The following is a 23,801-nucleotide window of genomic DNA, read 5'->3' on the forward strand; positions in this document are numbered from 1 at the left end:
TCTCATACCCGCGCCGTCGTCCCCCGCACGATCAGCTCGAACGGCAGCTCGGAGGCCGCGGACATCTCCCTGTCCTGGTCGAGCCGGGCGAGCACCTCGTGCGCGGCGCGCTCGCCCTGCGCGATCGGGAACTGATCGACGGTGGACAGCTGGAAGAACTCGCCGAGCTCATGACCGTCGATGCCGATGATCGACAGGTCCTGGGGCACGCGGAACCCCAGGTCGCGGGCCGCCAGGATCGCGCCGATCGCCATCTCGTCGGATGCGGCGAAGATCGCGGTGGGGCGCGGCCCCGGACGGCCCAGCAGCTGCTTCGCGGCGCGGAACCCGCCGTCGACGGTGAAGTCCGCCGGCTCCAGGAACGCGGGGTTCGGCGTGATCCCGGCATCAGCCAACGCCTGCTCGAAGCCGAGGCGGCGTTGCGTGGGGATGTGGAAGTCAAGGTCGAACTCGGGGTTGGCCCCGATGTGCGCGATGTCGCGATGCCCCAGTCCGAGCAGATGCGCGGTGGCCAGTCGCGCCACGGCGGTGTCGTCGACAGTCAGCGTGCGAAGCCGCGGGTTGGGCCCGCCGATCGCGATCACAGGAAGCCCAAGCTCGAGCAGCAGCTGCGTCTCGGACTCGTCGAGCTCGATCGACACCGCGATCACAGCATCCACTCGCTGACGACGCAGGAAGGTGGCGAAGACCTCGCGTCGCACATCGGCGTCGGCCGTGATGTTGTACAGCGTGATGTCGTAGCCCGCCCGCATCAGCGCGCTCGAGACGCCGGAGAGCACCGTGGAGAAGAACCAGCGGTCGAGGAACGGCACGATCACGCCGATGTTGCGGGTGCGCCCCGATGCCAGGCTCGACGCCCGTGACGAGACGACGTAGCCGAGCGCCTCGGCCGCGGTGCGCACCCGCTCGCGGGATGCCGGCGACACGTGTCCCCGGCCGCTGAGCGCGCGCGACACCGTCGCCGTCGACACCCCGGCGAGCTTGGCGACCTCGTCGATGCTCACCATGCCGTCACTCCTCTGCGCCCGCGAGAAACCATATCCTGCGTGGGAAACCATGCCTCGCGCGGCTTCTCATGCGGAATGTGGTTTCTCGCGGACACGGCGGTCACGCCCGCGTGAACCAGGCGGCGGCGTTCGGGGGCACGGCGGTGCCGGCGAACGGCTCGCTCTGCACGACGAAGGTCACGCCTTCGCCGAGCTCGATCGGCTGCTCGCCCAGGTTCGCGACGATGTGCAGGTCGCCGCGGTGGAACGCAACGGCATCCGCCCCCGCGTCCTCCCAGACCAGCGAGCCCGTGCCCAGCGAGCGGTCTCGGCGGAGCTCGATGAGCCGGCGGTACAGGTTCAGGGTCGAATCGGCATCCTTCTCCTCGACCTCGCGCGCGAACGTCGCCCACTCCGCCGGCTGCGGCAGCCAGGATGCCCCGGTGTCGTTGAATCCGAACGCCGGAGCATCTGCCGACCAGGGCAGCGGCACGCGGCATCCGTCGCGGCCGTAGCGCTCGCCGTTCGTGCGGAACCACGTCGGATCCTGGCGGAATTCGTCGGGGATCTCCATCGCCTCGGGCAGGCCGAGCTCCTCGCCCTGGTAGAGGTACGCCGAGCCGGGCAGCGCCAGCATCAGCGTGGTCGCGGCGCGGGCTCGCGACAGCCCGACAACCTGGTCTGGCTTGCCCTCCGACTTCGGGCCGATGCCCTCGCCCTGCGGGTTGTCGGCCGTGAGGGCCAGACGCGAGGCGTGCCGCACCACGTCGTGGTTCGAGAGCACCCACGTGCTGGGGGCGCCGACGCCACCGAACTCCTCAAGCGATTCACGGATCACCTCGCGCAGCTGCTGAGCATCCCACGGGGTCATCAGGTACGGGAAGTTGAAGGTCTGGTGCATCTCGTCGGGCCGCACCCACAGGGCCGTGCGCGACAGAGTGGGCAGCCACGCCTCGCCGCACAGCGCGCGGTCTCCGTCGTACTCGGCGAGCACCTGGTGCCAGTCACGGTAGATGTCGTGCACGCCGTCTTGGCCCCAGTACGGCACGTACTCCTCGCCGCCCCCCATGGAGTCGGCGTCCGCGACCGGTGCGTAGTCGGGCAGCCCTGCCTCCTTGACCATGCCGTGCGCCACGTCGACGCGGAAGCCGTCGACGCCGCGGTCGAGCCAGAAGCGCAGGATGCTGCGGAACTCCTCTTTGACCTCCTCGTTGGTCCAGTCGAAGTCGGGCTGCGTGGCGTCGAAGATGTGCAGATACCACTGGCCAGGCGTGCCGTCCGCCTCGGTCACGCGCTCCCACATACCGCCGCCGAACACGCTCTGCCAGTTGTTCGGGGGCAGCTCGCCGTTCTCGCCTCGACCGTCGCGGAAGACGTAGCGGGCGCGCTCGGGGCTGCCGGGGGCGGCCTTGAGCGCCTCCTGGAACCAGGCGTGCTGGTCGCTGGAGTGGTTGGGAACGAGGTCGACGATGACGCGGATGCCGCGGGAGTGCGCCTGCGCCAGCATCTCGTCGAAGTCGGCGAGAGTGCCGAACAGCGGGTCGACGTCGCGGTAGTCGGCGACGTCGTAGCCGGCATCCTTCTGCGGGCTCGTCATGAAGGGGCTGAGCCAGATCGCATCGACGCCGAGGCTCTTCAGGTCGTCGAGACGGGACGTGATGCCGGGGAGGTCGCCGATGCCGTCACCGGATGCATCCGCGAAGGAGCGGGGGTAGATCTGGTAGATGACGGCGGTGCGCCACCATTCCGAGCCGGGTGCAGCGGACTGTTCGAGCTGTTCGAGCTGTGCCATGCGATCAGGCTACTGCAAGCGCTTACAGTTGGGGTAGTGCGCGGATCGAATCGGTTCGACGCCAGGGGTGCCGGGCCGAGGAACGGACGATCAGGATGCCGGCAGCACGACGTTCAGCGGCGGCTCGCCGGCCAGCATCCGTTCGATCTGCGTGCGGATCAGACGCGCCATCCGCGGGTTCATAGCGGTCGACGCGCCGCCACCGTGAGGGCTGATCAGAAGACCGGGGGCGCTCCAGAGCGGATGCTGCGCGGGGATCGGCTCCTGTTCGAACACGTCGAGCGCCGCTCGGATGCGGCCGTCGCCGAGCGCCACGACCAGCGCATCGGTGTCGATCAGCGATCCGCGGCCGACGTTCACCAGCAGTGCTTCCTGCGCCATGCGGGCGATCTGCTCGGCACCGAACAGGTGCTCGGTCTCCTCGCCGCCTGGCAGGCTGAGCACCACGATCTCGGCATCGGGCAGCAGGGCCGGCAGCTCGTCGATGCCGTGCACGTCGACTGCTCCGATCCCTTCCACCTGCTCGGTGCGAGCAGTCCTGGCCACCGCGGTGAACGACGTCTCGAACGGGATCAGGCGCGTGGCGATCGCCTTGCCGACGCCGCCGAAGCCGACCAGGAGCACCCGCCGGTCGGCGAGGCTGTCGGCGAACACGGGCGCCCACTCGCCGCGCTGCTGAGCGAGCACGAACCGCGGCAGCTGCCGCTGTGCGGCGAGCATCAGCGCGAGTGCGAGCTCGGCGGTCGAGGCCTCATGCACGCTCGCGGCGTTGGCGAACGTCAAGCCGGAGGGCAGGTGGTCAGCGACGCCGTCGTAGCCGATCGACTGGCTCTGAACGAGGCCGACCTCGATGCCTCCCAGAGCGGAGAGAGCGTCGGTGCCTCCCATGTACGGGGGAACAACGATGTCGACCCGCTCGGCGGGCGGCGGCGACTTCAGGTCCCAGACCTTCAGTTCCACATCGGAGGGCATCTCACCCAGGTTCGCGGCGAGGCGGTCGGTGGGTACGGTGACGAGCAGGCTCACGTCTCGACCCTACCGTCGTGGCCGGGAGTGCCTGGAGAAACCCCGCCATCTCGAGGCGGTGTTGACATGCCTGCGTTTTGTATACAGAATACGAATCAGAAACCCGCGCCGGAACACCGGCTCTTCCAACGACGAAAGAGGTTGCGGAATGTCCCGCTCCAGCAATCGGAAGTACCTCGCCGGCGTCGCCGTCGGCGCACTCACCCTCGGGCTCGCCGCGTGCAGCGGCAGTGGAGGGGGAGGAGGCGGTCTCGACGCGGACGGCAATGCCACCATCGTGTGGTCGACCTGGGGAAGCGCCGATGAACTCACCCGCTACAAGGAGTTCAATGAGGACTTCATGAAGCGGCACCCGGACATCAAGGTGAAGTTCCAGCCGGTGGCCGGCTACGGCGACTACCACTCCAAGCTGCTCGCCCAGCTCACCAGCAACACCGCGCCTGACGTGTTCTACGTGGGCGACGACATGATCGGCCAGTTCGTCGACTCTAACCGGCTGATGCCGCTCAAGGAGCTGATGGACTCGAAGGAGAGCAAGACCAAGCACGACGACTTCTACCCCGGCCTGTTCGGCGCGGCCGAGAAGGACGACGAGATCTACGCCGCCCCCAACGACTCCAACCCCGACGTGCTCTGGTACGACAAGGAGGCGCTGAAGACGGCCGGCATCACCGAGGACCCGGCGACCCTGGCCGAGAACGGCGAGTGGACCACGGAGAAGTTCCTCGAGATGAACGCCAAGCTGCACGATGCGAAACTGACCGGCTCGATGTTCTGGAACTACTGGGCCACGCACTGGAGCTGGCTGTCGTCGCAGGGCCTCGACGCCCCGTACGACGACGGCGGGGCCTTCGTCGCGAACAAGGATGCCGCCACGGTCGAGTCGGTGCAGCAGCTGGGCGACCTGTTCGCCGACGGCACCTTCGTCGTCGCCGACACCCTGCCCGACGGCGCTGGCGCCGACAGCGTCTTCGTCACCCACAAGGCCGGCTTCTTCGTGCAGGGTCGTTACACGATCGGCAGCGTGAAGTCGGCTGGCGTCGAGGAGTCGTACGACATCGTGCGCTGGCCCACGCCCGACGGCGAGCCGGCCCCGACCGGCGTGGCGACGAGCTTCCTCGCGATCAACGGCAAGACCAAGGTCAAGGATGCCGCGTTCACCTTCTGGACGGAGTTTCTCTCCGCAGAAGGGCAGATCTTCCGCCTGAGGGGCGGCGGCAACGCCGTGCCGTCGATCAAGGGCGCCGACGAGGTCGTGCTCGAGGACGGCTACCCGGCCCACGCGCAGACCTTCCTCGACATGCGCGACATCGGATTCGAGGACTACCCGGCCGAGGCGCGCGTGCCCGGACTCCCCGTCGCCATCAGCGAGGAGTTCCAGAAGCTGTACGAGGGCAAGGCCGACGCGCAGCAGACGCTGGACACCATCGCGAAGCTGGTCGAGGAACGGTCGGAGAAGTAAGAGTGAGTCAGCTCACCGAGGCGGAGCGGATGTCGCAGGCCCAGCCTGCGGCATCCGTCCCGCCCCTGCGCAAGGAGGCGGCCTGGCGCCGCCGCGATCGACTGTGGGGCTACGTCTTCGTCGGCCCCCAGCTGATCGGGATGGGACTCTTCGTGGTCCTCCCGTTCGTGGCCAGCCTCGTGCTCGCCTTCGCGGACTGGGACGGCCTCGGCGAGCTGACCTGGGTCGGCGTCGACAACTTCGCCGACCAGCTGCAGGATCCGCTGCTCGGCCGCGCGATCCTGAACACGCTGCTGATCGCGCTCGTCACCGTGCCGATCGGCCTCGGCCTCGCCGTCGTCGTCGCTGTTGCGCTCGAACGGCTGAAGACCCGCGCGCTCTACCTAGTGCTGTTCTTCTCGCCCGTTGTCACGGCGACCGTCGCGATCGCGATGATCTGGCAGCAGATGTTCCGTGTTGACGGCGTGCTCTCCACTACCATCGCCAGGATCTTCGGCATCGAGCCGCCGAACTGGCTGCAGGACCCGAGACTGGCTCTCCTCGCGGTCTGCATCGTCACGATCTGGTCGTCGCTGGGCCTCAACGTCGTCATCTTCCTCGCCGGGCTGCAGAACATCTCGCCATCGGTGATCGAGGCCGCCCGCATCGACGGCGCCGGCGCGGTGCGGCTACTGCTCAGCATCCGCCTGCCGCTGCTGTCGCCGATCGTGTTCTTCTCGTCGGTCATCGCGTTCATCTCCTCGCTGCAGACCTTCGACATCGTCTACGTGCTGGTCTCGGGAGGCGGCCCCGACCACGCCACGCGAACCATCGTGTACCACATCTACGACCTCGGCTTCGGGCGCTTCGAATTCGGTCCGTCCAGCGCCGCGAGCATCATCCTGCTGGCGCTGACGCTCGTGATCACGGCGATCCAGTTCGCTGCCCAGAAGAAGTTCGTGCACTACGAGGATGATCCCGCATGACCGGCGTCACGACACCCCGACAGATCGACGGGCGCGAGGCCCCGCCAACCGATTCGACGATCGCGATCGTCGCTCCTGGCACCACACCACGTCGCGACCGCGGCGCGGGAAGCCGCCGCACCGGCCCAGTGGTGCTCCACCTCGTGCTCATCCTGGCCGGTATCTCGATGGTCTTCCCATTCATCTGGATGTTGCTGACGTCGCTGAAGATGCTGCCGCAGCTGCTGCAGAACCCGCTGGAGTTCCTGCCGAACCCGTGGACGGTCGACAACTACGCCGAGGCGTGGAACGCGGTCCCGTTCGGTCAGGCGTATCTGAACAGCGCGTACATCACGGCGCTTGTCGTGGTCGGCACCCTCATCACGGCGTCGATGGCCGGATACGCGTTCGCGCGCATCCGCTTCCGTGGCAGCCGGGTGCTGTTCATCGTGTTCCTCGCCACGCAAATGATCCCCGCGCAGGTGACGCTCATCCCGTTCTACCTGCTGATGTCGAACCTCGGCTGGGTGGACTCGCATCTCGCCCTGATCGTGCCGGGCATGATCGCCAACCCGTTCGCTGTGTTCCTGATGCGCCAGTTCGTGCTGTCGCTGCCGAAGGAACTCGAGGAGGCGGCCCTGGTCGACGGCGCAGGACGACTGCGCATCTTCTTCAGCATCGTGCTGCCCAACCTGCGCCCTGGTCTCGCGGCCCTGGCGATCATCACCGCACTGGGCGTGTGGAACGCGTTCCTGTTCCCGCTGGTGCTGCTGAACTCGCCCGAGTTGTTCACCGTGCCCCTGCTGCTGACCTCGTTCGAGAGCCAGCACGGGTCGATCAACTACGGCCTGGTGATGGCGGCATCCGCGATAGCCACGGTGCCGATGCTGATCGTGTTCATGATCGGCCAGCGCAAGATCCTGAACAGCATGGCGGCATCCGGCCTCGGAGGACGATGAGATGAAGGATGCCGCGGCCCTGGCCGCCCTCGCCGGGCGTCACCTCGACCTCGTTACCGCCCCGTTCACGCTGCCGCGTTCGCGCGTGCTCGTGTTCCGCTCGGAGGACGGCGAGGGCGTGCGCGTGCACACCTCGGAGTACGAGAAGCGGCTGTCGGCGTGCCGGGTGCTCGATTCGATCGTGGTGACGGATGCTTCGGGCGCCGTGTTGGCGTTGGCCGACGTGCTGCCGGGGCGAGTGCGCTTCGGCGGCCCGTCAGCCGCACTCCTCCACGAGGGAGGACAACCCGACGAGGCGACCCTCACGTTCGCCGACCCTTCGACGCTGAGCCTCGGCGGGACGCCGGGAACGCGGGTGCGTCTCACGCTTCCGGACGGCCGCGTCAAGGAGCATCCGCTCGATACCGGCATCCGCATCGCCGTGGCTCCCGACCGCTCCGTGTCGGTCGAGTCCGGCGATCACGCCGCGGCGCTCGCCGCGACCGAGGCGCTATGGTCGGACTGGCTCGCGAAGTGCCCGCGGGTGCGCGACGACCTGCAGCAGATGGCCGCGTTCTGCTGGTGGGTGCTGGGCGCCAACATCGTCGAACTGCCCTCGCTGGGCGACGCCCGAGCGGTCGTGCCGTCGAAGATCGGCTACGTCGGACTGTGGCAGTGGGACGCCTACTTCATTGCAGTGGGGCTCCGGCACGGCGACCCTGAGCTCGCCCGCGAGCAGCTCGAGATCGCCTTCCGGTTCCCGAGCGCCGACGGGCAGCTGCCCGATGTCGTCCACGAGGAGGGGATCCTCGCGTCCAGCGACGACCTGCCCGAGAGCGACCGGGCGAACCTGCGCCGCGCGGGCTCGCAGATCGCCGACCCCTCGAAGCCGGTGCCGCTGACCAAGCCGCCGCTCGCGGCCTGGGCCTTGCGCAAGGTGCTCGAAGTCGAGGACGCCCCCGAGTGGGCACGGTCGCAGTTGGCTCGCGTGATCCGGTCGCAGGACTGGTGGTTCTCGGGCTCCGACCTCGACGGCGACGGGATGCCGGAGTACGGGCACCCGTACTCGTCCGGGCTCGACGACAGCCCGATCTTCGACGGGCCGATCCCGACCGCCGCACCCGATCTGGGGTCGTACCTGGTCTGTCAGGACCGTGAGATCGGGGCACTGCTGGGCCGGTACGAGCCGGATGCCGAGACCGAGCGGTTCTTCGCACGCGCCGAGCGCACCCAGCGCCTGCTCGACGAGATGTGGGATGCCGAGCGCAGGCGGTACGTGGCCCGCGGCGCGGGGGAGGAGATCCTCTCCGACACGGTCGTCGGACTCATGCCGCTGCGCACGGGCTCACTGCCCGACGGCATCCGGTCGGCGTTGCGCGACGCGATCGACGACCCTGCGCGCTTCGCGCTGGAGTGGGGACTGCCCACCGTCGCGGCATCCGACCCCGACTTCTCGCCGGAGCGGATGTGGCGCGGACCGATCTGGATCAACACCAGCGCGCTGGTCGCCGAGGGCCTCGAGGCATCGGGCTATCCGGAGCGGGCGCGCGAGCTGCGCGAGCAGACCGTGCGGCTGGTCGTGCACGGCGGCGGACCGCACGAATATTACAACCCGTTCACCGGGCTGAAGGCCGAGCGCGCCACCACCGCCTTCGGCTGGTCGGCCGCGCTGTTCATCGACCTCGCCGTCGTGCTGACCTGACCGGGGAGGGCGGTCCCGCGTCGAGATCCGGCAGTCAGGCGCTGAAGTAGGCGCTCGAGGAGTTATCGAGGATGCGGCGCATGCCGTGCATCCAGTTCAGTTTGAGCGCCTCGATGGCCGCGGGCACATCGCCCGCCGCGAGGTGGCGCGCGATCGCGGCGTGCTCGGCTGCGACACGCTCGACCTTGACGTCCTCCGCGACGAGCAGCGACTCGTAGCGGTGGAACGACCCCCGGACACTCTCGATCACGTCGAGCAGGCGCTTGTTGGGGCAGACCGAGAGCATCACGGCGTGCCATTCGTCGTCACGGGTGATGACGAGCCGGTGCTCCACCAGCTCGTCGGTGAAGGAGTCGGCCAGCTCGACCAGGCGCTCGCCGACCTTCCGGAGTTCGTCGAGGGAGCTGAGCTCCAAGGCGAGGCTCTCGAGAGCGGCCATGACCGGGGCGAGGTCCTCGAACTCCCCGGCGCTGAGCGGGACGAAGCGGAACCCTTTGCCGTTCTCACTGGTGATCTGTCCTTCGGACTCGAGGGCGATCAGCGCCTCGCGCAGGGGCGTGCGGCTGACGCCGAGCTCGGTGGCGAGCTGCACCTCGTTGATGCTCTCGCCAGGCTTCACGAGCCCGTTGCGCATGCGGCTGAGCAACTCCTCCCGCACCTGCGAGCGGAGGTTCTTGCGCTCGATCGCCATCTTCGTCCCTTCGACTTGTGCGGTCAGCTTAGAGCTTGACCGCAGCACGCATTACATCCTACGCTGGCTGTATACAGAATACATTGAACAGCGCATCGCTGCACAAGACGCAGAGAGGAATCCTCGTGAATCAGCTCGACGACGAGCACATCCGTCCGGTCCGCATCGATGCGCTCGCCTTCGGCGGCGACTACAACCCCGACCAGTGGCCGGAGGAGACCTGGCACGAGGACATCCGCCTCATGAAGGAGGCCGGCATCACCATGGTGAGCCTGCCGATCTTCAGCTGGCCGCAGCTCGAGCCCGAGCCCGGCGTCTACGACTGGGGCTGGCTCGACCGCATCCTCGATCTGCTGCACGAAGCCGGCATCCGCATCGATCTCGCCACCGCCACCGCCACCCCGCCCTCGTGGCTGCTGCGTGCGCACCCGGAGATGGCGCCGTGGGACTCCGAAGGGCACCGCCTCGAGTTCGGCTCGAGGCAGACCTACTGCCCGTCCTCGCCCGTCTGGCGCGAGAACGTCGCCCGCATGACCCGTGCGATGGCCGAGCGCTATGGCGAGCACCCGGGCCTGGCCATGTGGCACATCTCGAACGAATACGGCGATCACGTCTCTCGGTGCTGGTGCCCCGTCACTGCTGAGCACTTCCGACGCTGGTTGCAGGATCGCTACGGAGACCTCGACGGGCTCAACGAGGCGTGGGGTGTCAACGTCTGGGGCCAGCGCTACACCTCCTGGAATCACATCGAGACGCCGCGCAAGGCGCCCGGTCCGGTGAACCCGACGCAGCTGCTCGACTTCGAGCGCTTCTCGTCCGACGCGATGCTCGAGCTGTTCCGGATCGAGATCGATGTGCTGCGCGAGATCACCCCCGACATCGCGGTCACGACGAACTTCATGAGCATGTTCCGAGACCTGGACTATTGGGACTTCGCCGCGGTCGAGGACGTCGTCACCGACGACGCCTATCCGGAGCCGGCCGACCCGACCTCGCACGTCGGCGCCGCGCTGAACTACGGGCTGATGCGCTCGCTCAAGGGCGGGCGACCGTGGCTGCTGCTCGAGTCGTCGGCCAGCGCCACGAGCTGGCGCGACGTGAACGTGCCCAAGGCGCCGGGCAAGATCCGCGTGGAGAGCCTGCAGGCCGTCGCGCACGGGTCGGATGCCGTGATGTTCTTCCAGTGGCGCCAGGCCAAGTACGGCCAGGAGAAGTTCCACTCGTCGATGCTCGGCCATCGCGGCGAGAAGTCGCGCAGCTTCCAGGAGACCAAGGCGCTCGGCAACGAACTGAAGCGGCTCGAGCCGGTGCGCGGCACCCGGGTGCGCTCGCGTGTCGCGCTGGTCATCGACTGGGACTCGTGGTGGGGTTCCAGCGCGATCGAGTCGCTGCCTTCGCAGCGACTGCAGTGGGCGCAGCAGGCCCGCGCCTGGCATCGGGCGCTCTACGCGCTCGGCCACCCCGTCGACACCGTGCGCGCCACTGGCCCGTTCGAGAAGTACGACGTGGTCGTCGTGCCGAACCTCTACATCGCAGAGACCCCGCAGGCCGAAGCCCTGCGCGCCTTCGTCGAGAGCGGCGGTCATCTCGTGGTCGGCCCGTTCTCGGGTGTGGTCGACGCCACCGAGAAGGTGCACGACGGCGGGGCGCCCGGTCCGCTGCGCGACATCCTCGGCGTCGAGATCGACGAGCAGTGGCCGATCGCCGACGGTCTCGCCGAGCGTCTCGCGTACGGCGGAGACAGCCTCGAGGTGCTGCACTGGGCGGAGTGGATCGAAGCGGATGCCGACGTCGAGGTGCGCGGCGCCTACGCCACGGGCGTGCTCGACGGCCTGCCCGCCGTCACCCGCCGCACCGTCGGCGCCGGCTCGGCCTGGTACGTCAGCGCGATCCTGCAGCCGGAGGGGATGCTGACGATGTTCCGTGACGTCCTGCGCGCGTGCGGTCTGCCCGCCCGCGATGACGTGAACGTCGACGCCGAGGCGGTCACCCGCGCTGACGACACCACCGACTACACGTTCCTCCTCAACCACGGCGCCTCGTCGGTCGCGTTCACGCTGCCGGCGCCCGGCGTCGACCTTCTCACCGGAGCCGATTCCGCGGGCGTCGTCGAGCTCGGCGCCTACGGCGTCGCCGTCGTCGCGTCGCCGCGCGCGGCATCCGTCCCGTTCGTCACCATCAACCCCGTCAAGGAGACAGCATGACGCAGCCGTTCGTGCATCCGTACATCCCGAACACGGCGCCCGGATCGCGGGCGACGATGCTCGCCGAGGTCGGCGCGGAGTCCGTCGAGGACTTCTACGCCGATGTTCCCGAGGAGCTGCGCCTGCGCCGTGCCCTCGACCTGCCGGAGGCGCTGCCGGCCGAGCACGACCTCGCACGCCACGTGCGCGGCATCCTCGCCAAGAACCGCACCACCGAGGAGCGGCTGAGCTTTCTCGGCGGCGGCACCTACAACCATCACGTCCCCGCGGTCGTCGACGAGGTGATCCGCCGCAGCGAGTTCCTCACCGCCTACGCCGGCGAGCCCTATGAGGATCACGGGCGGTTCCAGGCGCTGTTCGAGTACCAGTCGCTGATGGCCGAGCTGCTCGCGATGGACGTCGTCAACGTGCCCACCTACGACGGGTACCAGGCCACCGCCACCGGCCTCGCGATGGCCGGCCGCCTGACCGGCCGCCGTCGCGTGCTCGCCGTCAGCGACGTGCTGCCCGAGAAGCGCTCGAAGGTTCACGACTATTTGCGCACGGATCTCGAGATCGACTGGATCGCCCCCGTCCGCGGCACCGCCGATGCCGAGGCGGTGCGCGACAGGCTCGACGCCGACGTGGCCGCCGTCTGGATCGAGACGCCGAGTGCAACCGGCGCCGTGGAGACCCGCATCGCCGAGATCGCCGAGGCCGCGCATGCGTCGGGCGCGGTGGTCGTCGTCGGCACGGATCCGATCGGATACGGGATCCTCACGCCCCCCGCTCTTCAGGGCGCTGACGTCGTCACCGGCGACATCCAGTCGCTGGGCCTGCACCAGTGGTTCGGCGGCGCGCACGCGGGCTTCATCGCCGTGCACGACGACCCACGGTTCGTGATGGAGATGCCCTCGCGCCTGTTCGGACTGGAATCGACCGACGTGCCCGGCGAGTACGGGTTCGGCGACGTCGCCTACGACCGTACCTCCTTCGCCCACCGCGAGGAGGGCAAGGAGTGGGTCGGCACGGCCGCCGCCCTCTGGGGCATCGCCGCCGGCGTCTACCTCTCGCTGATGGGCCCGGCCGGCATGGCGGAGCTCGGCGAGCTGCTGCTCGCTCGCACCCGCTACGCCCAGCAGAAGCTTGCGGCGATCCCCGGTGTCGAGCTCGGCGACGACGCGCTGCACCTGCGCGAGTTCACCGTGCGCCTCTCGGGCATCGGCGCCGACGAACTGGTCGCGGCGCTGCGGTCGCAGGGCATCGAGCCTGGCATCGTCGTCGGCGCGCGGACGCTGCTGGTGTGCGTCACCGACACCACCTCGGCATCCGACATCGACCGTCTCGCCGAGGCGGTCGCCCACACCGTCGCCGGAACCACCGGCACCGCCGGCATTACAAAGGAGTCGAAGTGAGCCTCCCCATCGCACCCGCATCCGGCCCGCGCCGTTTCCACCAGGCCAGCTGGAACGAGCCGATCGTCTTCGAGCTGTCCACCCCGGGCGAGCGCGGCATCGCCGTGCCCGTCGTCGAGCCGGTGGTGCGCGAGGCCGTCGGCGACGTCGTGACGTCTCTTCCCGAGGGGATGCGCCGGCCACAGCCGCCCGCACTGCCCGAGATCGCGCAGATGCGGGTGCTCAAGCACTACCTGCGCCTCTCGCAGGAGAACCTCGGCTCCGACCTGAACGTCGACATCGGCCAGGGCACCTGCACGATCAAGTACTCGCCGAAGATCAACGACCAGCTCATCGAGGTGCCGCAGCTGCGCGCGCTGCATCCTGCCCAGGACCCCGCCGACACGCAGGGCGCGCTGGAGATGATCTGGAGACTGGAGGGGCTGATGGCCGAGATCTCCGGCATGGACGCCGTCTCGCTCGCGTCGCCCGGCGGCTCGGCCGGCATCTGGACGAACATCGCGATGATCCGGGCGTATCACGAGTCGCGCGGTGAGGGCGACCAGCGTGACGAGGTGATCACGACCATCTTCAGCCACCCGTCGAACGCGGCAGCGGCGAAGGTGGCCGGATACAAGGTCGTGACCGTCTACCCGGATGCCGACGGCTACCCCGACCTGGCGGCGCTCAAGGCCGCGCTGTCCGAGCGCACCGCCGCGATCATGGTCACCAACCCTGAGGACACCGGCATCTACAACCCGGTCATCAAGGAGTGGGTGGACGCCGCGCACGCGGTCGGCGCCCTCGCCTCGTACGACCAGGCGAACGCCGCCGGCATCCTCGGCATCACCCGCGCCCGCGAGGCCGGATTCGACGTGTGCCAGTTCAACCTGCACAAGACCTTCTCCGCACCGCACGGCAGCGGGGGCCCCGGGGCCGCAGCCAACGCCGTGACCGCCGAGCTCGCACCGTTCCTGCCCGGCCCGCGCGTGGAGCCGATCGACGGCCGCTTCGTGGCGCGTGAGCCCGGAGAGCTGTCGATTGGGCACGTCGCGCCCTCGCACGGCGTGATCCTGCACGTGGTCCGCGCCTACGCCTGGATCATGGCGCTCGGCGCCGAGGGGCTGCTCACCGCCTCCCAGATCGCGGTGCTGAACAACAACTACCTGCTCAAGAAGGTGCTTGACATCCCGGGCGCCTCCGCGCCGTACGCCAGCGGGCGACGCCGCATCGAGCAGGTGCGGTACTCGTGGCAGGAGCTGTTCGAGGAGACCGGCATCTCGTCGGAGGAGATCGGCATCCGCATGGCGGACTACGGCTTCCACTACTGGACCAGCCACCACCCGTACGTCGTGCCGCAGCCGTTCACGCTGGAGCCCACCGAGTGCTACTCCAAGGCCGAGATCGACGAGTACGTCACCGCTCTCGCCGCCGTGGCGCAGGAGGCGAGGGACAACCCTGAGCTCGTCCGCACGGCTCCGCACAACCAGACGGTCCACCACACCCACCACGATGACCTCGACGACCCCGAGCGCTGGGCCATCACCTGGCGCGCCTACCGCCGCAAGTACTTCGGCGAGGTGCCCGCCGACGACGTGCAGCCTCGCGTGCTCGAGGAGGCCGCGGCCTCGTGATCGGACTGGTCGTCAATCCTTTCGCCGGAGTCGGCGGGCCCGCGGGCCTCGCCGGCTCCGACGGCGCCGACGTGCAGGCTCTCGCGGCCTCGCGCGGCGCGCGCGCGCGCGTGCAGGAGAGGACGACCGCGGCGCTGCAGGTGCTGGCGGCGCGGCATCCGGCCGCCGTGGTCCTCACGGCGGCCGGTCCCATGGGCGCCGATGCTGTGACGGCCGCCGGTCTGGAGGCCCGGGTAGCGTGGACGCCGGCATCCGGGGCGATCCGTTCGCCCTCGGAACCGTCACCGAACGCAGGAGGTTCGCCGAGCACAGGACGATTCCGTCTGGATCGTCCTGTGCCGGGTGAGTCTCCTGTTCTCAATGACAGGCCGACGGAGGCGGCGGACACCTCGGCCGCCGTCGCCGCCGTCGCGGCAGCCGGCGCCACGCTGATCCTCGTAGCCGGAGGGGACGGCACGCTGCGGGATGCCGCGGCGGGACTCGCCGAAGACGGGATGCCGGCGGTGCTCGGCATTCCGTCGGGCGTGAAGATGTATTCGCCGGTGTTCGCGGTCAGTCCTCGTGCCGCGGGGGCGCTCGCCGCGGAGTGGCTCGGCGGCGGGCTGCCGACAGCCGAACGGGAGGTGCTCGATATCGACGAAGCGGCGATGCGCCATGCCCGGGTCGATCCCGTCCTGTTCGCGATGCTGCGCGTGCCGGTGCGCCTCGGGCGTACGCAGTCGCGCAAGTCGGCGACTCCCTCCTCCGAAGCTGCTGCGGTCGAGGCAGCGGCCAGGGGAGCCGTCAGGCGCATGCTGTCCGGCGTCCGTTACCTCCTCGGGCCCGGAAGCACCACCGCCGAGGTCGCACGGCAGCTCGGCGTCCACAAGTCGCCACTCGGGGTCGATGTGATTCTCGATGGGCACCAGGTGATCGCCTCGGCGAGCGAGCAGCAGCTGCTCGACGAGGTCGCCAAGGGGCCTGCGCAGGCTGTGGTCACCGTGATCGGCGGTCAGGGCTTTCTGCTGGGCCGGGGCAACCAGCAGCTGTCAGCATCCGTCATTCGAGCGCTCGGAGACGACCCGCTGATGGTCGTCGCGCCAGAGCAGAAGCTCATCGACCTGCGGGGCAGGCCGCTCATCGTCGAGACCGGCGACGCCGAGATCGATGCCCGCCTGTCCGGTCACGCCCGCATCGTCACCGGGGCCGGCACGACCAGCTTGTACGCGGTCGCCGCTCCCGACCTCCAGCCGGCCTGAGCCGGCCCGAAAGTCCATACTCGAAAGGAACCCCATGCGTCTCGAGAACAAGAAGGCCATCGTCACCGGTGGCGCCGGCGGCATCGGCCGCGCCACGTCGCTCGCCTTCGCCGCCGAGGGTGCCTCGGTCGCCGTCGTCGACCTGAACGCGGATGCTGCCGAGGCCGTCGCGGAGGAGATCCGCGCAGCCGGCGGCACCGCCATCGCCATCGGTGCCGACGTCTCCAGCGAGGACGACATCGTCCGCGTGGTGACCACCGCGAACGAGGCGTTCGGCGGCATCGACGTGGTGTTCAACAACGCAGGCATCATCCGCCGCACCACCGCCGTCGAGACCACCGTCGAGGAGTGGGACCACGTGTTCGGCGTGAACGTGCGCGCCATCTTCCTGATGTGCAAGCACGTCGTGCCGATCATGAAGGCGGCCGGCGGCGGCTCCATCGTCAACACCGGCTCGGGCTGGGGACTCAAGGGCGGCGGCCAGGCGATCTCGTACTGCGCCTCGAAGGGCGCCGTGGTGAACATGACCCGCGCGCTGGCGATCGATCACGGCCCCGACGGCATCCGTGTGAACTCCGTCAACCCGGGCGACGTCGACACCGGGATGCTGCGCGACGAGGCCCGCCAGCTCGGTCAAGATCAGGCGGGCTTCCTCGCCGAGGCCGCGGATCGCCCGCTGAACCGAATGGGCCAGCCGAGCGAGGTCGCAGCGGCGGTGGTGTGGCTCGCCAGTGATGACGCCTCGTACGTCACCGGATCGGCGCTCGTGGTCGACGGCGGCGGCATCGCATGATCGCGCCAGCACTCAGTCCGCGCGGATGCTGAGCACGGTCGTGCGCTGCCCGCCCGCTTCGAACCGCACCGGCATGCCGGGGTGGGCGAGGGCGAACCAGAACGTCGCCGGCGGTTCGCCCTCGGCTGCCTGCCTGTCGTAGCGCAGGCATTCGAGTCGGCCCAGTGGCAGATCGAGCACCTCGGTCGACATGCGCGTGGCGTCGGCCGGGAAGGCTGCGTGCTTCTGCAGCTCGCGCCACGTCACTCGACGCGAGGTCACCGCGGCGGGAGCATCCGTCGTCCATTGCTCGAGGGTGGCGCCGTCGTCGTCACCGTCGCGAAAGCGGTTCACTCGCTCGAAGCTCGTGCCGTCGGGCGACTCGACGAGCAGGTGGATGGTCTTTCCACCGCGGCTGGCCGCCCTGATCTCGGCCGCCGTGAAGGGCGTCGGCAGAAGCCCCGGTCCCAGCAGATGCTCGTCGGATGCGGTCATCTGATCATTCTGGCGGCTGAGGATCCACCTGGGAGTAGTCTGACCGCATCCGACTGAGGAGGCATCATGACGATTCCCGAGATCAACTACTGGGCCGTGCTGCTCGCGATGGCGTCGACCATGGTCGTCGGCACCATCTGGTACTCCCCTAAGGTCTTCGGCACGCGGTGGGCGAAGCTCGCGAACGTCGACATGGACCGACCCGGCTCGAGCGCGGTGATGCCGATCATCACGACGGTGATCGTCAGCTTCATCACGGCCTGGGTGCTCGCCGGGGCGACATCCATCGCCTGGCATTTCTACGAGGGCTCCTACTTCTGGGCTGCCATCGTCACCGCCGTGACGCTCTGGGCGGGGTTCACCGCGGCCCGGTTCATCACCCATGATGCGTTCGAGGGGCGCTCGACCAGGCTCACCACATTGAACATCGCGCACGAACTGGTGACGGCGCTCGTGATGGCGATCATCATCGGCGCCTGGCCGCCCGCCGGCATCTGATCCGCGCGGGGCGGCCGCGCCGGGGGAGCGCCAGTGGAAGTGGCGTTACGCGGCGACGCGTGCGACCGCGGCGACAGCGCTCTCGAAGAATCCGAGTCCGTCGACGCCGGAGCGCATCGCGGCACGGGTGTCAGGGCCGAACCCCGGCTCGGTGGCGTGCTCCGGATGCGGCATCAGGCCGACGACGTTGCCGCGCTCATTGGTGAGGCCGGCGATGTCGCGCAGCGATCCGTTGGGGTTGACGCCGGCGTAGCGGAAGGCGACCAGGCCCTCGCCCTCCAGCCGGTCGAGCGTCTCCTCGGATGCGATGTAGCCGCCCTCGCCGTTCTTGAGCGGGATGACGATCTCCTGCCCCTGCTCGAAGGCGGTGGTCCAGGCGGTGTCGGCGTTCTCGACCGTGAGCTTCTGGTCGCGGCGCACGAAGTGCTGGTGGTCGTTGCGGATCAGGCCGCCGGGCAGCAGGTGTGCCTCGACGAGCATCTGGAATCCGTTGCAGATGCCGAGGATCGGCATGCCGGATGCGGCGGCATCCTTCACCTCGGCCATGATCGGCGAAAGCGCGGCGATCGCGCCCGAACGCAGGTAGTCGCCATAGCTGAACCCGCCGGGCAGCACGAGGGCGTCGACGCCCTCGAGGTCGTGGGAGCCGTGCCACAGGGCCACCGGTTCGGCGCCCGCGAGGCGGACGGCGCGCTGCGCGTCACGGTCGTCGAGCGAGCCGGGGAAGGTGATGACCCCGATGCGGATGCTCACTCCGCCACCTCGACGCCGACGACATCCTCGATGACCGAGTTCGACAGCACATCCTCGGCCACGCGCCGGGCCTCGGCGAGCAGCTCGTCGGTGACCTCGCCGTCGACGGTGAGCTCGAAGCGCTTGCCGATGCGCACCTGGCTGAAGCCCTCCACGCCGAGTCGGGCGAAGGCGCCCGAGACGGCCTTCCCCTGCGGGTCGAGCAGTTCGGCCTTGGGCATGACGTCGACGACGATGGTGGGCATAGCGGGCTCCGAATGTCGCGGGGCGGGTTCGGTGTCAAGTCTACCCGCCGACGAGGTGATGCCCGGACGGATGCCGCCCCCTCTGCGAGCACCCGTCCGGGCACATCGAGCGATTCCCATGACGCTCGACACCTCGCCTCCGCAGGTCCGGAAACGAGGGCAGGGCCCTGCACAAGAAGGTTAGAGTCATCGGACGGGACGTGCATCGTGGAGAGTGAGAGTGGTGCGCACTCTCCAACCCGCGACCGTGACGTCAGGGAGGCGAACATGAAGCTCAGCGAGCTGGCCGCGCAGAGCGGTGTGAGCACGTCCACACTCAAGCACTGGATCCGTGTCGGCATCCTCCCACCGGGGCAGCTGCGCAACAAGACCACCGCGGTCTACGACCAGCATCATGTCGACCGGGCACTGCTGATCCTGCTGATGCGCGAGGACTTCCGCGCCTCCGTTTCCGACATCCGCGCGCTCACCTCGCTGATCGATGCAGAGGACACCGACACGCTCGAGGTGATGAACGCCTGTCAGGCGTTCGCGCTGGGTACACCCTCCGATATCGCGGACGCTCCGGAGCTGGCGCCGTTCCGCGAGCGCGCACACGAGCTGATGCGCCGGCGCGACTGGCGCGGTACCCGGGGGCGGCGGAGCGGGCGCTCGCCCACGCGCTGTGGCAGGCATCGAGGGTCGGGCTCGACTACGACGTCGACCTGCTGATGGAGTACGCGGATGCTCTCGAGCCGCTGGCGGGTCGAAACATTGCGGCGCTGGGTCCGACGGGTTCGCGCGATCAGATCGCACGGCGGGTGCTGCTCGCCGTCCAGGCCCGTGCCAGGCAGCTGCAGGCGGTGAGCAGCTTGGCGCACGCCGCGGCGTCGATACGATCCGCGATCGAGCGCGGGCACGCTCCCGCCGACATCGCGAAGCCGCCCGCCGCGCGGTGAGCGGGATCAGGCGGAGTGGAAGACGGTGTGCAGGTCGCCGATCAGGTCGCGGCCGCCGAGGCCGTCGATCTCGAACAGCACGCTGATGCCGGCGACGGAGTGGCCGAGGCGCTCGACGAGCTGTCGTCCGGCGGCGAGCGTGCCGCCCGTGGCGAGCACGTCGTCGATCAGCAGGATGCGGGTGCCGGCCGGCAGGTCGTCGTGCATCTCGATGGTCGCCGTGCCGTATTCCAGGCTGTAGTCGACGCCGGCGGCGGGGCGTGGCAGCTTGCCGGCCTTGCGGATGGGCACCAGGCCGACTCCGGCGGCGATGGCGGCGGCACCGGCGAGGATGAAGCCGCGCGCCTCGATGCCCGCCACCACGTCGAAGGCGCCCGCGAACGGCTCGATCAGCGCCTCGGTGGTGGCTTTGAGCGCCGCGGCGTCGGCGAGAAGCGGGGTGATGTCTCGGAACAGGATGCCGGGCTCGGGGTAATCGGGGACGGAGCGGATCAGCTCGGCGGCACGTGCCAGTTCGGGATTCACCCGCCAAGGCTATCCGACCCGTCCGGCTGCATCCGGGCCGCGGGGTGGGCGATAGCATCCGCCGACTGGATGGGAGCGCTCTCACGCCGCCATGGCATCATGAGAGCATGACCCGTTCCTTCCCCGACGATTTCCTGTTCGGCACCGCGACCGCGGCGTATCAGATCGAGGGCGCGGCCTTCGACGACGGACGCACGGCATCGATCTGGGACGCCTTCTCCCGGGTACCAGGCGCCGTCGTCAACGGCGAGACCGGCGATGTCGCGTGCGACCACTATCACCGCTATCGCGACGACGTGGCTCTCATGAAGGATCTCGGGCTGCAGACCTACCGGTTCTCGACATCGTGGTCGCGGGTTCGGCCCGATGGCGGACCGGTCAACGCGAAGGGGATCGACTTCTACAGCCGGCTCGTGGACGAGCTGCTCGCGGCCGGCATCGTGCCGTGGCTCACCCTTCACCACTGGGACATGCCGCAGGCGCTCGAGGAGCAGGGCGGCTGGACGAGCCGCGACGTGGTGGACCGGTTCGTCGACTACGCGCTCAGCGTGCACGACGCCCTCGGCGACCGGGTGCAGCACTGGACGACGATGAACGAGCCGTGGTGCTCGTCGTTCCTCTCCTACACGGCCGGGGTGCACGCGCCGGGGCGCACCAGCATCCGCGACGGCCTGCTCGCATCGCACCACCTGCTGCTCTCCCACGGCCGCGCCGTGCAGGCGCTGCGCGAGCGCGCGCCGGAGCTGGACCTCGGTATCACGCTGAACCTCACCGTCGCCGAAGCCGCCGACATCGCAGACCCGGTCGACGTGGATGCCGCCCGCCGCATCGACGGCCAGTTCAACCGCTGGTTCCTCGACCCGATCTTCCGCGGCAGCTATCCGGCCGACATCGTGCGCGACATCCGAGACGTGGATGCCGAGGCGGTGGCGGCCTGGCAGGACGCGGTGCACGACGGCGACCTCGAAGCCATCTCGACTCCGCTCGACGCGCTGGGCGTCAACTACTACCACGGCGAGCTGCTGTCGGGGCATCCCCAGCAGGGGCAGGGTGACCCCCATCAGACTGAGGGCCAGGAGCGGGAGACGGCGTCGCCGTTCCCGTCGCATGAGGGCATCCACTGGGTCGAGCGCGGGCTGCCGCGCACGGCGATGGACTGGGAGGTGCAGCCCGAGGGGCTCACCCGCCTGCTCGTGCGCCTCGGCGAGGACTACGCACCGGACGTGCCGCTGTACGTCACCGAGAACGGTGCTGCCTACGACGACGTCGTGGGCGAAGACGGCGAGGTCGCGGATGCCGAGCGCACCGCGTTCCTGCGCGCGCACGTCGCCGCCGCGCTGGACGCGATCGATCAGGGCGCGGATGTACGCGGCTACTTCTACTGGTCGCTGATGGACAACTACGAGTGGGCGTGGGGCTATGCGAAGCGCTTCGGCATCGTGCGCGTCGACTACGAGACACAGCGGCGCACCGTGAAGCAGAGCGGCCGGGAGTACGCTCGCATCATCGCCGAGCGCTCGGTCTGATGAGCCGCGCCACGATCGAGGAGGTCGCCGCCCTCGCCGGCGTCTCGCGCTCGACCGTGTCGCGCGTCGTCAACGGCTCGACGGCGGTGAGCGCCGAGGCGCTCGCCGCCGTGCAGAAGGCGATAGCCGAGCTCGACTACTCGCCCAACCGTGCCGCTCGATCGCTGGCGAGCCGGCAGGCGCACGCCATTGGGCTGATCATCCCCGAGGACACCACCCGCTTCTTCGGCGATCCGTTCCTGGCGACGGTCGTCGCAGGGGTCAACGCCCGCCTGGTCGGCTCGGATCACGTCCTCACGCTGCTGATCGCCAGCGACGACCCCGGCGACAAGATGACGCGCTTCGTGCGCAACGGCGGCGTCGACGGCGCGATCATCGTCTCGCATCACACCAGTGACACGTTCATCGACCACATCGTCGACGCCGTGCCGGTCATCTTCGGCGGTCGGCGCACTCGCGGCCGCGTCGACGACCATGTGGTCGACGTCGACAACGTTCAGGGCGGTCGCGTCGCCACGGAGCACCTCATCGCGCTCGGCAGGCGGCGGATAGCGACGATCACCGGTCCTCTCACGATGGCGGTGGGCGTCGACCGACGCGAGGGCTACCGCGACGCGCTGCGCGCGGCCGGGCTGGAATCGGCCGGTGAGATCGACGGGGACTTCAGCGAGCAGGGTGGAGCGGATGCGGTTCGCGCACTGCTCACGCGGCGAGAGCCGCCCGACGCGATCTTCGCCGCCAGCGACCTCATGGCGCGCGGTGCGCTGGGCGCACTGCACGCGGCCGGGCTGCGGGTGCCGGACGACGTCGCCATCGTGGGCTTCGACGACTCGCCGCTGGCCGCCGCGTCGGGGCTCACCAGCGTGCGGCAGCCGATGTTCCGCCAGGGGGAGCTGCTCGCCGACCTCCTGCTCGACCTGCTGGGCGGCCGACCGGTGGCCGGCACGACCATCCTGCCCACCGAGCTCGTGGTGCGGAGGTCGGCGCCGGGGGTCTGAGGCCTGGGGTGACCTGATGAGGGGCTCCGGACGGCTGTGTCGTCCGGAGCCCCTCATCGCCGGCCGGCCGGTCAGCTGGCAAACGTTGGGCCCGGTCGAGTGCGACCGGGCCCAACAGAGTCTGACGTGAGTAATCAGTTGCCGTAGAGGGCGACGACGCCCGCGCGGTCGGCGCTGGTCATCGAAAGGTCGTCCGACGAGCCGTTGCACTGCGGGTAGTGCATGATCGACGACGAGTCGTAGGGCGTCAGCGGACGCCAGTTGTTGTCTTCGAAGCAGGTGCCCGACTCGGGGCGCGTGTGCTCGTGGCGGAAGCCGAGAACGTGCCCGAGTTCATGTCCGATGATGTTCGTCGGAGTCCAGGAGCCAGAGGACCAGATCGAGTCGTCGATGAGGACGTTCTGCTGGCGGTCAGGGGTGCTCGGGAAGAACGCGCGTGCGATGTACTGCGTCGTCTGCACCGGCTCGACCGAGAACAGCACCGACTTGTTGCGAGTGGTGCAGTTGCCGTCGGCGCCGCTCACGTACACGAAGTCGATCTTCGAGGATGCGGATTCCCACAGCGCCGCGCCGCTCGCCATCGCACTGACGACGTCGTCGTGGCGGGCGCCGAACTTCGTGCTGACGCAGTAGGTGAGGTTGCCGACCTGTGAGGTCGACCACTTGTCGTCGACGCCGCCGACGGTGTTGACGATCAGGCCGTCGTTGATCGTCTCCGGTCCGATGAGCTGCTCGTAGAACGCGCGCAGGTCGCCCTGGTTCGAGATCACCTCGTCGCCGTTGACGACGTAGCTGCCGTCGACGTCCCGATATGTCGACGCCGCGAACTCCTGATACGTCGGGGTGTCCGGACTGACGGAGGTCGTACCGGCGGCGGGGATCACCGCGCCGATGCTGAGCGCGGCCGCCGCGGTGGCGGCGAGAGCGAGGGTTCTGGTGAGTCGCATACAGTGCTCCTTCTGGGCTGAGCGATTCCGTCCGCCTGGTCAGCGAACGGGCCTCGGATCAGAGGGGCGAGCTTCCTTGCGCCGCCCTTGGCTCCGAAGCTCGCTCAAAGTAAC

Annotated in this window: 23 protein-coding genes; 14 read left to right on the forward strand and 9 right to left on the reverse strand. The window is 69.1% G+C overall.

Annotated features, from left to right (window positions below; translation table 11 throughout):
* Nucleotides 1–2 precede the first annotated feature (2 nt).
* The 3 genes from RIN43_RS10275 to RIN43_RS10285 form a co-directional block, all read right to left on the reverse strand.
* The gene (locus tag RIN43_RS10275; RefSeq protein WP_309128824.1) at nucleotides 3–1,007 is read right to left on the reverse strand and encodes a LacI family DNA-binding transcriptional regulator; all 1,005 of its coding nucleotides are present in this window, start codon (nucleotides 1,005–1,007) and stop codon (nucleotides 3–5) included.
* Between the two features lie 100 nt (nucleotides 1,008–1,107).
* Nucleotides 1,108–2,778 carry a glycoside hydrolase family 13 protein gene (locus RIN43_RS10280; protein WP_309128825.1) on the reverse strand — a complete coding sequence of 557 codons (1,671 nt, stop codon included), beginning with the start codon at nucleotides 2,776–2,778 and terminating at the stop codon, nucleotides 1,108–1,110.
* 90 nt (nucleotides 2,779–2,868) lie between these two features.
* The gene (locus tag RIN43_RS10285; RefSeq protein WP_375163738.1) at nucleotides 2,869–3,750 is read right to left on the reverse strand and encodes a 2-hydroxyacid dehydrogenase; all 882 of its coding nucleotides are present in this window, start codon (nucleotides 3,748–3,750) and stop codon (nucleotides 2,869–2,871) included.
* A gap of 202 nt (nucleotides 3,751–3,952) precedes the next feature.
* Here RIN43_RS10285 and RIN43_RS10290 point away from each other — a divergent pair, with 202 nt between their 5' ends.
* The 4 genes from RIN43_RS10290 to RIN43_RS10305 are packed head-to-tail and all read left to right on the forward strand — an operon-like array spanning nucleotide 3,953 to nucleotide 8,850.
* The gene (locus RIN43_RS10290; RefSeq protein WP_309128827.1) at nucleotides 3,953–5,266 is read left to right on the forward strand and encodes a sugar ABC transporter substrate-binding protein; all 1,314 of its coding nucleotides are present in this window, start codon (nucleotides 3,953–3,955) and stop codon (nucleotides 5,264–5,266) included.
* 2 nt (nucleotides 5,267–5,268) lie between these two features.
* Complete coding sequence (locus RIN43_RS10295; protein WP_309128828.1) at nucleotides 5,269–6,231, forward strand: sugar ABC transporter permease; 963 nt, start codon at nucleotides 5,269–5,271, stop codon at nucleotides 6,229–6,231.
* Complete coding sequence (locus tag RIN43_RS10300) at nucleotides 6,228–7,169, forward strand: carbohydrate ABC transporter permease (protein ID WP_309128829.1); 942 nt, start codon at nucleotides 6,228–6,230, stop codon at nucleotides 7,167–7,169. Before RIN43_RS10295 ends, RIN43_RS10300 begins: the two co-directional genes overlap by 4 nt.
* 1 nt (nucleotide 7,170) lies before the next feature.
* Nucleotides 7,171–8,850, forward strand: a complete 1,680-nt coding sequence (locus RIN43_RS10305; RefSeq protein WP_309128830.1) for a hypothetical protein — start codon at nucleotides 7,171–7,173, stop codon at nucleotides 8,848–8,850.
* A gap of 34 nt (nucleotides 8,851–8,884) precedes the next feature.
* Here the strand turns inward: RIN43_RS10305 and RIN43_RS10310 are convergent, their stop codons facing one another.
* Complete coding sequence (locus RIN43_RS10310) at nucleotides 8,885–9,541, reverse strand: GntR family transcriptional regulator (protein WP_309128831.1); 657 nt, start codon at nucleotides 9,539–9,541, stop codon at nucleotides 8,885–8,887.
* Between the two features lie 125 nt (nucleotides 9,542–9,666).
* Here RIN43_RS10310 and RIN43_RS10315 point away from each other — a divergent pair, with 125 nt between their 5' ends.
* The 5 genes from RIN43_RS10315 to RIN43_RS10335 are packed head-to-tail and all read left to right on the forward strand — an operon-like array spanning nucleotide 9,667 to nucleotide 16,783.
* Entirely contained in the window at nucleotides 9,667–11,745 is a 2,079-nt protein-coding gene (locus RIN43_RS10315) for a beta-galactosidase (RefSeq protein WP_309128832.1), read from the forward strand.
* Complete coding sequence (gene gcvPA / locus RIN43_RS10320; RefSeq protein ID WP_309128833.1) at nucleotides 11,742–13,139, forward strand: aminomethyl-transferring glycine dehydrogenase subunit GcvPA; 1,398 nt, start codon at nucleotides 11,742–11,744, stop codon at nucleotides 13,137–13,139. Before RIN43_RS10315 ends, gcvPA begins: the two co-directional genes overlap by 4 nt.
* Complete coding sequence (gene gcvPB / locus RIN43_RS10325) at nucleotides 13,136–14,752, forward strand: aminomethyl-transferring glycine dehydrogenase subunit GcvPB (protein WP_309128834.1); 1,617 nt, start codon at nucleotides 13,136–13,138, stop codon at nucleotides 14,750–14,752. The genes gcvPA and gcvPB overlap by 4 nt, the downstream gene beginning before the upstream one ends.
* A complete protein-coding gene (locus RIN43_RS10330) occupies nucleotides 14,749–15,990 on the forward strand; it encodes an NAD(+)/NADH kinase (protein ID WP_309128835.1) in 1,242 nt (413 codons plus the stop codon). Before gcvPB ends, RIN43_RS10330 begins: the two co-directional genes overlap by 4 nt.
* Nucleotides 15,991–16,024: 34 nt before the next feature.
* Complete coding sequence (locus RIN43_RS10335; RefSeq protein ID WP_309128836.1) at nucleotides 16,025–16,783, forward strand: SDR family oxidoreductase; 759 nt, start codon at nucleotides 16,025–16,027, stop codon at nucleotides 16,781–16,783.
* A gap of 12 nt (nucleotides 16,784–16,795) precedes the next feature.
* Here the strand turns inward: RIN43_RS10335 and RIN43_RS10340 are convergent, their stop codons facing one another.
* On the reverse strand, nucleotides 16,796–17,257 hold the full coding sequence (locus RIN43_RS10340; RefSeq protein ID WP_309128837.1) for a hypothetical protein: 462 nt from the start codon (nucleotides 17,255–17,257) through the stop codon (nucleotides 16,796–16,798).
* 66 nt (nucleotides 17,258–17,323) lie between these two features.
* On the opposite strand from RIN43_RS10340, the gene RIN43_RS10345 reads away from it, so the two are divergent.
* The gene (locus RIN43_RS10345; RefSeq protein ID WP_309128838.1) at nucleotides 17,324–17,755 is read left to right on the forward strand and encodes a DUF1761 domain-containing protein; all 432 of its coding nucleotides are present in this window, start codon (nucleotides 17,324–17,326) and stop codon (nucleotides 17,753–17,755) included.
* Between the two features lie 45 nt (nucleotides 17,756–17,800).
* On the opposite strand, the gene purQ is transcribed toward RIN43_RS10345, so the two are convergent.
* Both purQ and purS read right to left on the reverse strand, forming a co-directional pair.
* Nucleotides 17,801–18,502: a phosphoribosylformylglycinamidine synthase subunit PurQ gene (gene purQ, locus RIN43_RS10350; protein WP_309128938.1), complete on the reverse strand. Its 702-nt coding sequence runs from the start codon at nucleotides 18,500–18,502 to the stop codon at nucleotides 17,801–17,803.
* Nucleotides 18,503–18,504: 2 nt separating this feature from the next.
* Nucleotides 18,505–18,753 (reverse strand): phosphoribosylformylglycinamidine synthase subunit PurS, encoded by a 249-nt coding sequence (gene purS / locus RIN43_RS10355; RefSeq protein ID WP_309128839.1) that lies wholly within the window; start codon nucleotides 18,751–18,753, stop codon nucleotides 18,505–18,507.
* A 267-nt stretch (nucleotides 18,754–19,020) separates the two neighbouring features.
* On the opposite strand from purS, the gene RIN43_RS10360 reads away from it, so the two are divergent.
* Complete coding sequence (locus tag RIN43_RS10360; RefSeq protein ID WP_309128840.1) at nucleotides 19,021–19,464, forward strand: MerR family transcriptional regulator; 444 nt, start codon at nucleotides 19,021–19,023, stop codon at nucleotides 19,462–19,464.
* Nucleotides 19,464–19,691, forward strand: coding sequence for a hypothetical protein (locus tag RIN43_RS10365; RefSeq protein ID WP_309128841.1), 228 nt, complete (start codon nucleotides 19,464–19,466; stop codon nucleotides 19,689–19,691). Before RIN43_RS10360 ends, RIN43_RS10365 begins: the two co-directional genes overlap by 1 nt.
* A gap of 6 nt (nucleotides 19,692–19,697) precedes the next feature.
* Here RIN43_RS10365 and RIN43_RS10370 read toward each other — a convergent pair whose 3' ends face one another.
* A complete protein-coding gene (locus RIN43_RS10370) occupies nucleotides 19,698–20,216 on the reverse strand; it encodes an adenine phosphoribosyltransferase (RefSeq protein ID WP_309128842.1) in 519 nt (172 codons plus the stop codon).
* A 107-nt stretch (nucleotides 20,217–20,323) separates the two neighbouring features.
* On the opposite strand from RIN43_RS10370, the gene RIN43_RS10375 reads away from it, so the two are divergent.
* Both RIN43_RS10375 and RIN43_RS10380 read left to right on the forward strand, forming a co-directional pair.
* Complete coding sequence (locus RIN43_RS10375; RefSeq protein WP_309128843.1) at nucleotides 20,324–21,742, forward strand: GH1 family beta-glucosidase; 1,419 nt, start codon at nucleotides 20,324–20,326, stop codon at nucleotides 21,740–21,742.
* The gene (locus RIN43_RS10380; RefSeq protein WP_309128844.1) at nucleotides 21,742–22,740 is read left to right on the forward strand and encodes a LacI family DNA-binding transcriptional regulator; all 999 of its coding nucleotides are present in this window, start codon (nucleotides 21,742–21,744) and stop codon (nucleotides 22,738–22,740) included. Before RIN43_RS10375 ends, RIN43_RS10380 begins: the two co-directional genes overlap by 1 nt.
* A 134-nt stretch (nucleotides 22,741–22,874) precedes the next feature.
* Here RIN43_RS10380 and RIN43_RS10385 read toward each other — a convergent pair whose 3' ends face one another.
* Nucleotides 22,875–23,687 carry a M57 family metalloprotease gene (locus RIN43_RS10385; protein ID WP_309128845.1) on the reverse strand — a complete coding sequence of 271 codons (813 nt, stop codon included), beginning with the start codon at nucleotides 23,685–23,687 and terminating at the stop codon, nucleotides 22,875–22,877.
* Nucleotides 23,688–23,801: the final 114 nt, after the last annotated feature.

The sequence above is a fragment of the Microbacterium sp. genome (assembly GCF_031178445.1).
GTDB lineage: Bacteria > Actinomycetota > Actinomycetes > Actinomycetales > Microbacteriaceae > Microbacterium.

What these genes read in the sequence shown, in the direction of transcription:
- RIN43_RS10275 (WP_309128824.1), bottom strand. Translation starts at nt 1,007, where the DNA reads ATGGTGAGCATCGACGAGGTCGCCAAGCTCGCCGGGGTGTCGACGGCG.
- RIN43_RS10285 (WP_375163738.1), bottom strand. Translation starts at nt 3,750, where the DNA reads ATGCCCTCCGATGTGGAACTGAAGGTCTGGGACCTGAAGTCGCCGCCG.
- RIN43_RS10365 (WP_309128841.1), top strand. Translation starts at nt 19,464, where the DNA reads ATGGAGTACGCGGATGCTCTCGAGCCGCTGGCGGGTCGAAACATTGCG.
- RIN43_RS10375 (WP_309128843.1), top strand. Translation starts at nt 20,324, where the DNA reads ATGACCCGTTCCTTCCCCGACGATTTCCTGTTCGGCACCGCGACCGCG.
- RIN43_RS10345 (WP_309128838.1), top strand. Translation starts at nt 17,324, where the DNA reads ATGACGATTCCCGAGATCAACTACTGGGCCGTGCTGCTCGCGATGGCG.
- RIN43_RS10300 (WP_309128829.1), top strand. Translation starts at nt 6,228, where the DNA reads ATGACCGGCGTCACGACACCCCGACAGATCGACGGGCGCGAGGCCCCG.
- RIN43_RS10310 (WP_309128831.1), bottom strand. Translation starts at nt 9,541, where the DNA reads ATGGCGATCGAGCGCAAGAACCTCCGCTCGCAGGTGCGGGAGGAGTTG.
- RIN43_RS10290 (WP_309128827.1), top strand. Translation starts at nt 3,953, where the DNA reads ATGTCCCGCTCCAGCAATCGGAAGTACCTCGCCGGCGTCGCCGTCGGC.
- RIN43_RS10380 (WP_309128844.1), top strand. Translation starts at nt 21,742, where the DNA reads ATGAGCCGCGCCACGATCGAGGAGGTCGCCGCCCTCGCCGGCGTCTCG.
- RIN43_RS10335 (WP_309128836.1), top strand. Translation starts at nt 16,025, where the DNA reads ATGCGTCTCGAGAACAAGAAGGCCATCGTCACCGGTGGCGCCGGCGGC.
- RIN43_RS10280 (WP_309128825.1), bottom strand. Translation starts at nt 2,778, where the DNA reads ATGGCACAGCTCGAACAGCTCGAACAGTCCGCTGCACCCGGCTCGGAA.
- RIN43_RS10385 (WP_309128845.1), bottom strand. Translation starts at nt 23,687, where the DNA reads ATGCGACTCACCAGAACCCTCGCTCTCGCCGCCACCGCGGCGGCCGCG.
- gcvPA (WP_309128833.1), top strand. Translation starts at nt 11,742, where the DNA reads ATGACGCAGCCGTTCGTGCATCCGTACATCCCGAACACGGCGCCCGGA.
- RIN43_RS10360 (WP_309128840.1), top strand. Translation starts at nt 19,021, where the DNA reads ATGAAGCTCAGCGAGCTGGCCGCGCAGAGCGGTGTGAGCACGTCCACA.
- RIN43_RS10340 (WP_309128837.1), bottom strand. Translation starts at nt 17,257, where the DNA reads ATGACCGCATCCGACGAGCATCTGCTGGGACCGGGGCTTCTGCCGACG.
- purS (WP_309128839.1), bottom strand. Translation starts at nt 18,753, where the DNA reads ATGCCCACCATCGTCGTCGACGTCATGCCCAAGGCCGAACTGCTCGAC.
- RIN43_RS10305 (WP_309128830.1), top strand. Translation starts at nt 7,171, where the DNA reads ATGAAGGATGCCGCGGCCCTGGCCGCCCTCGCCGGGCGTCACCTCGAC.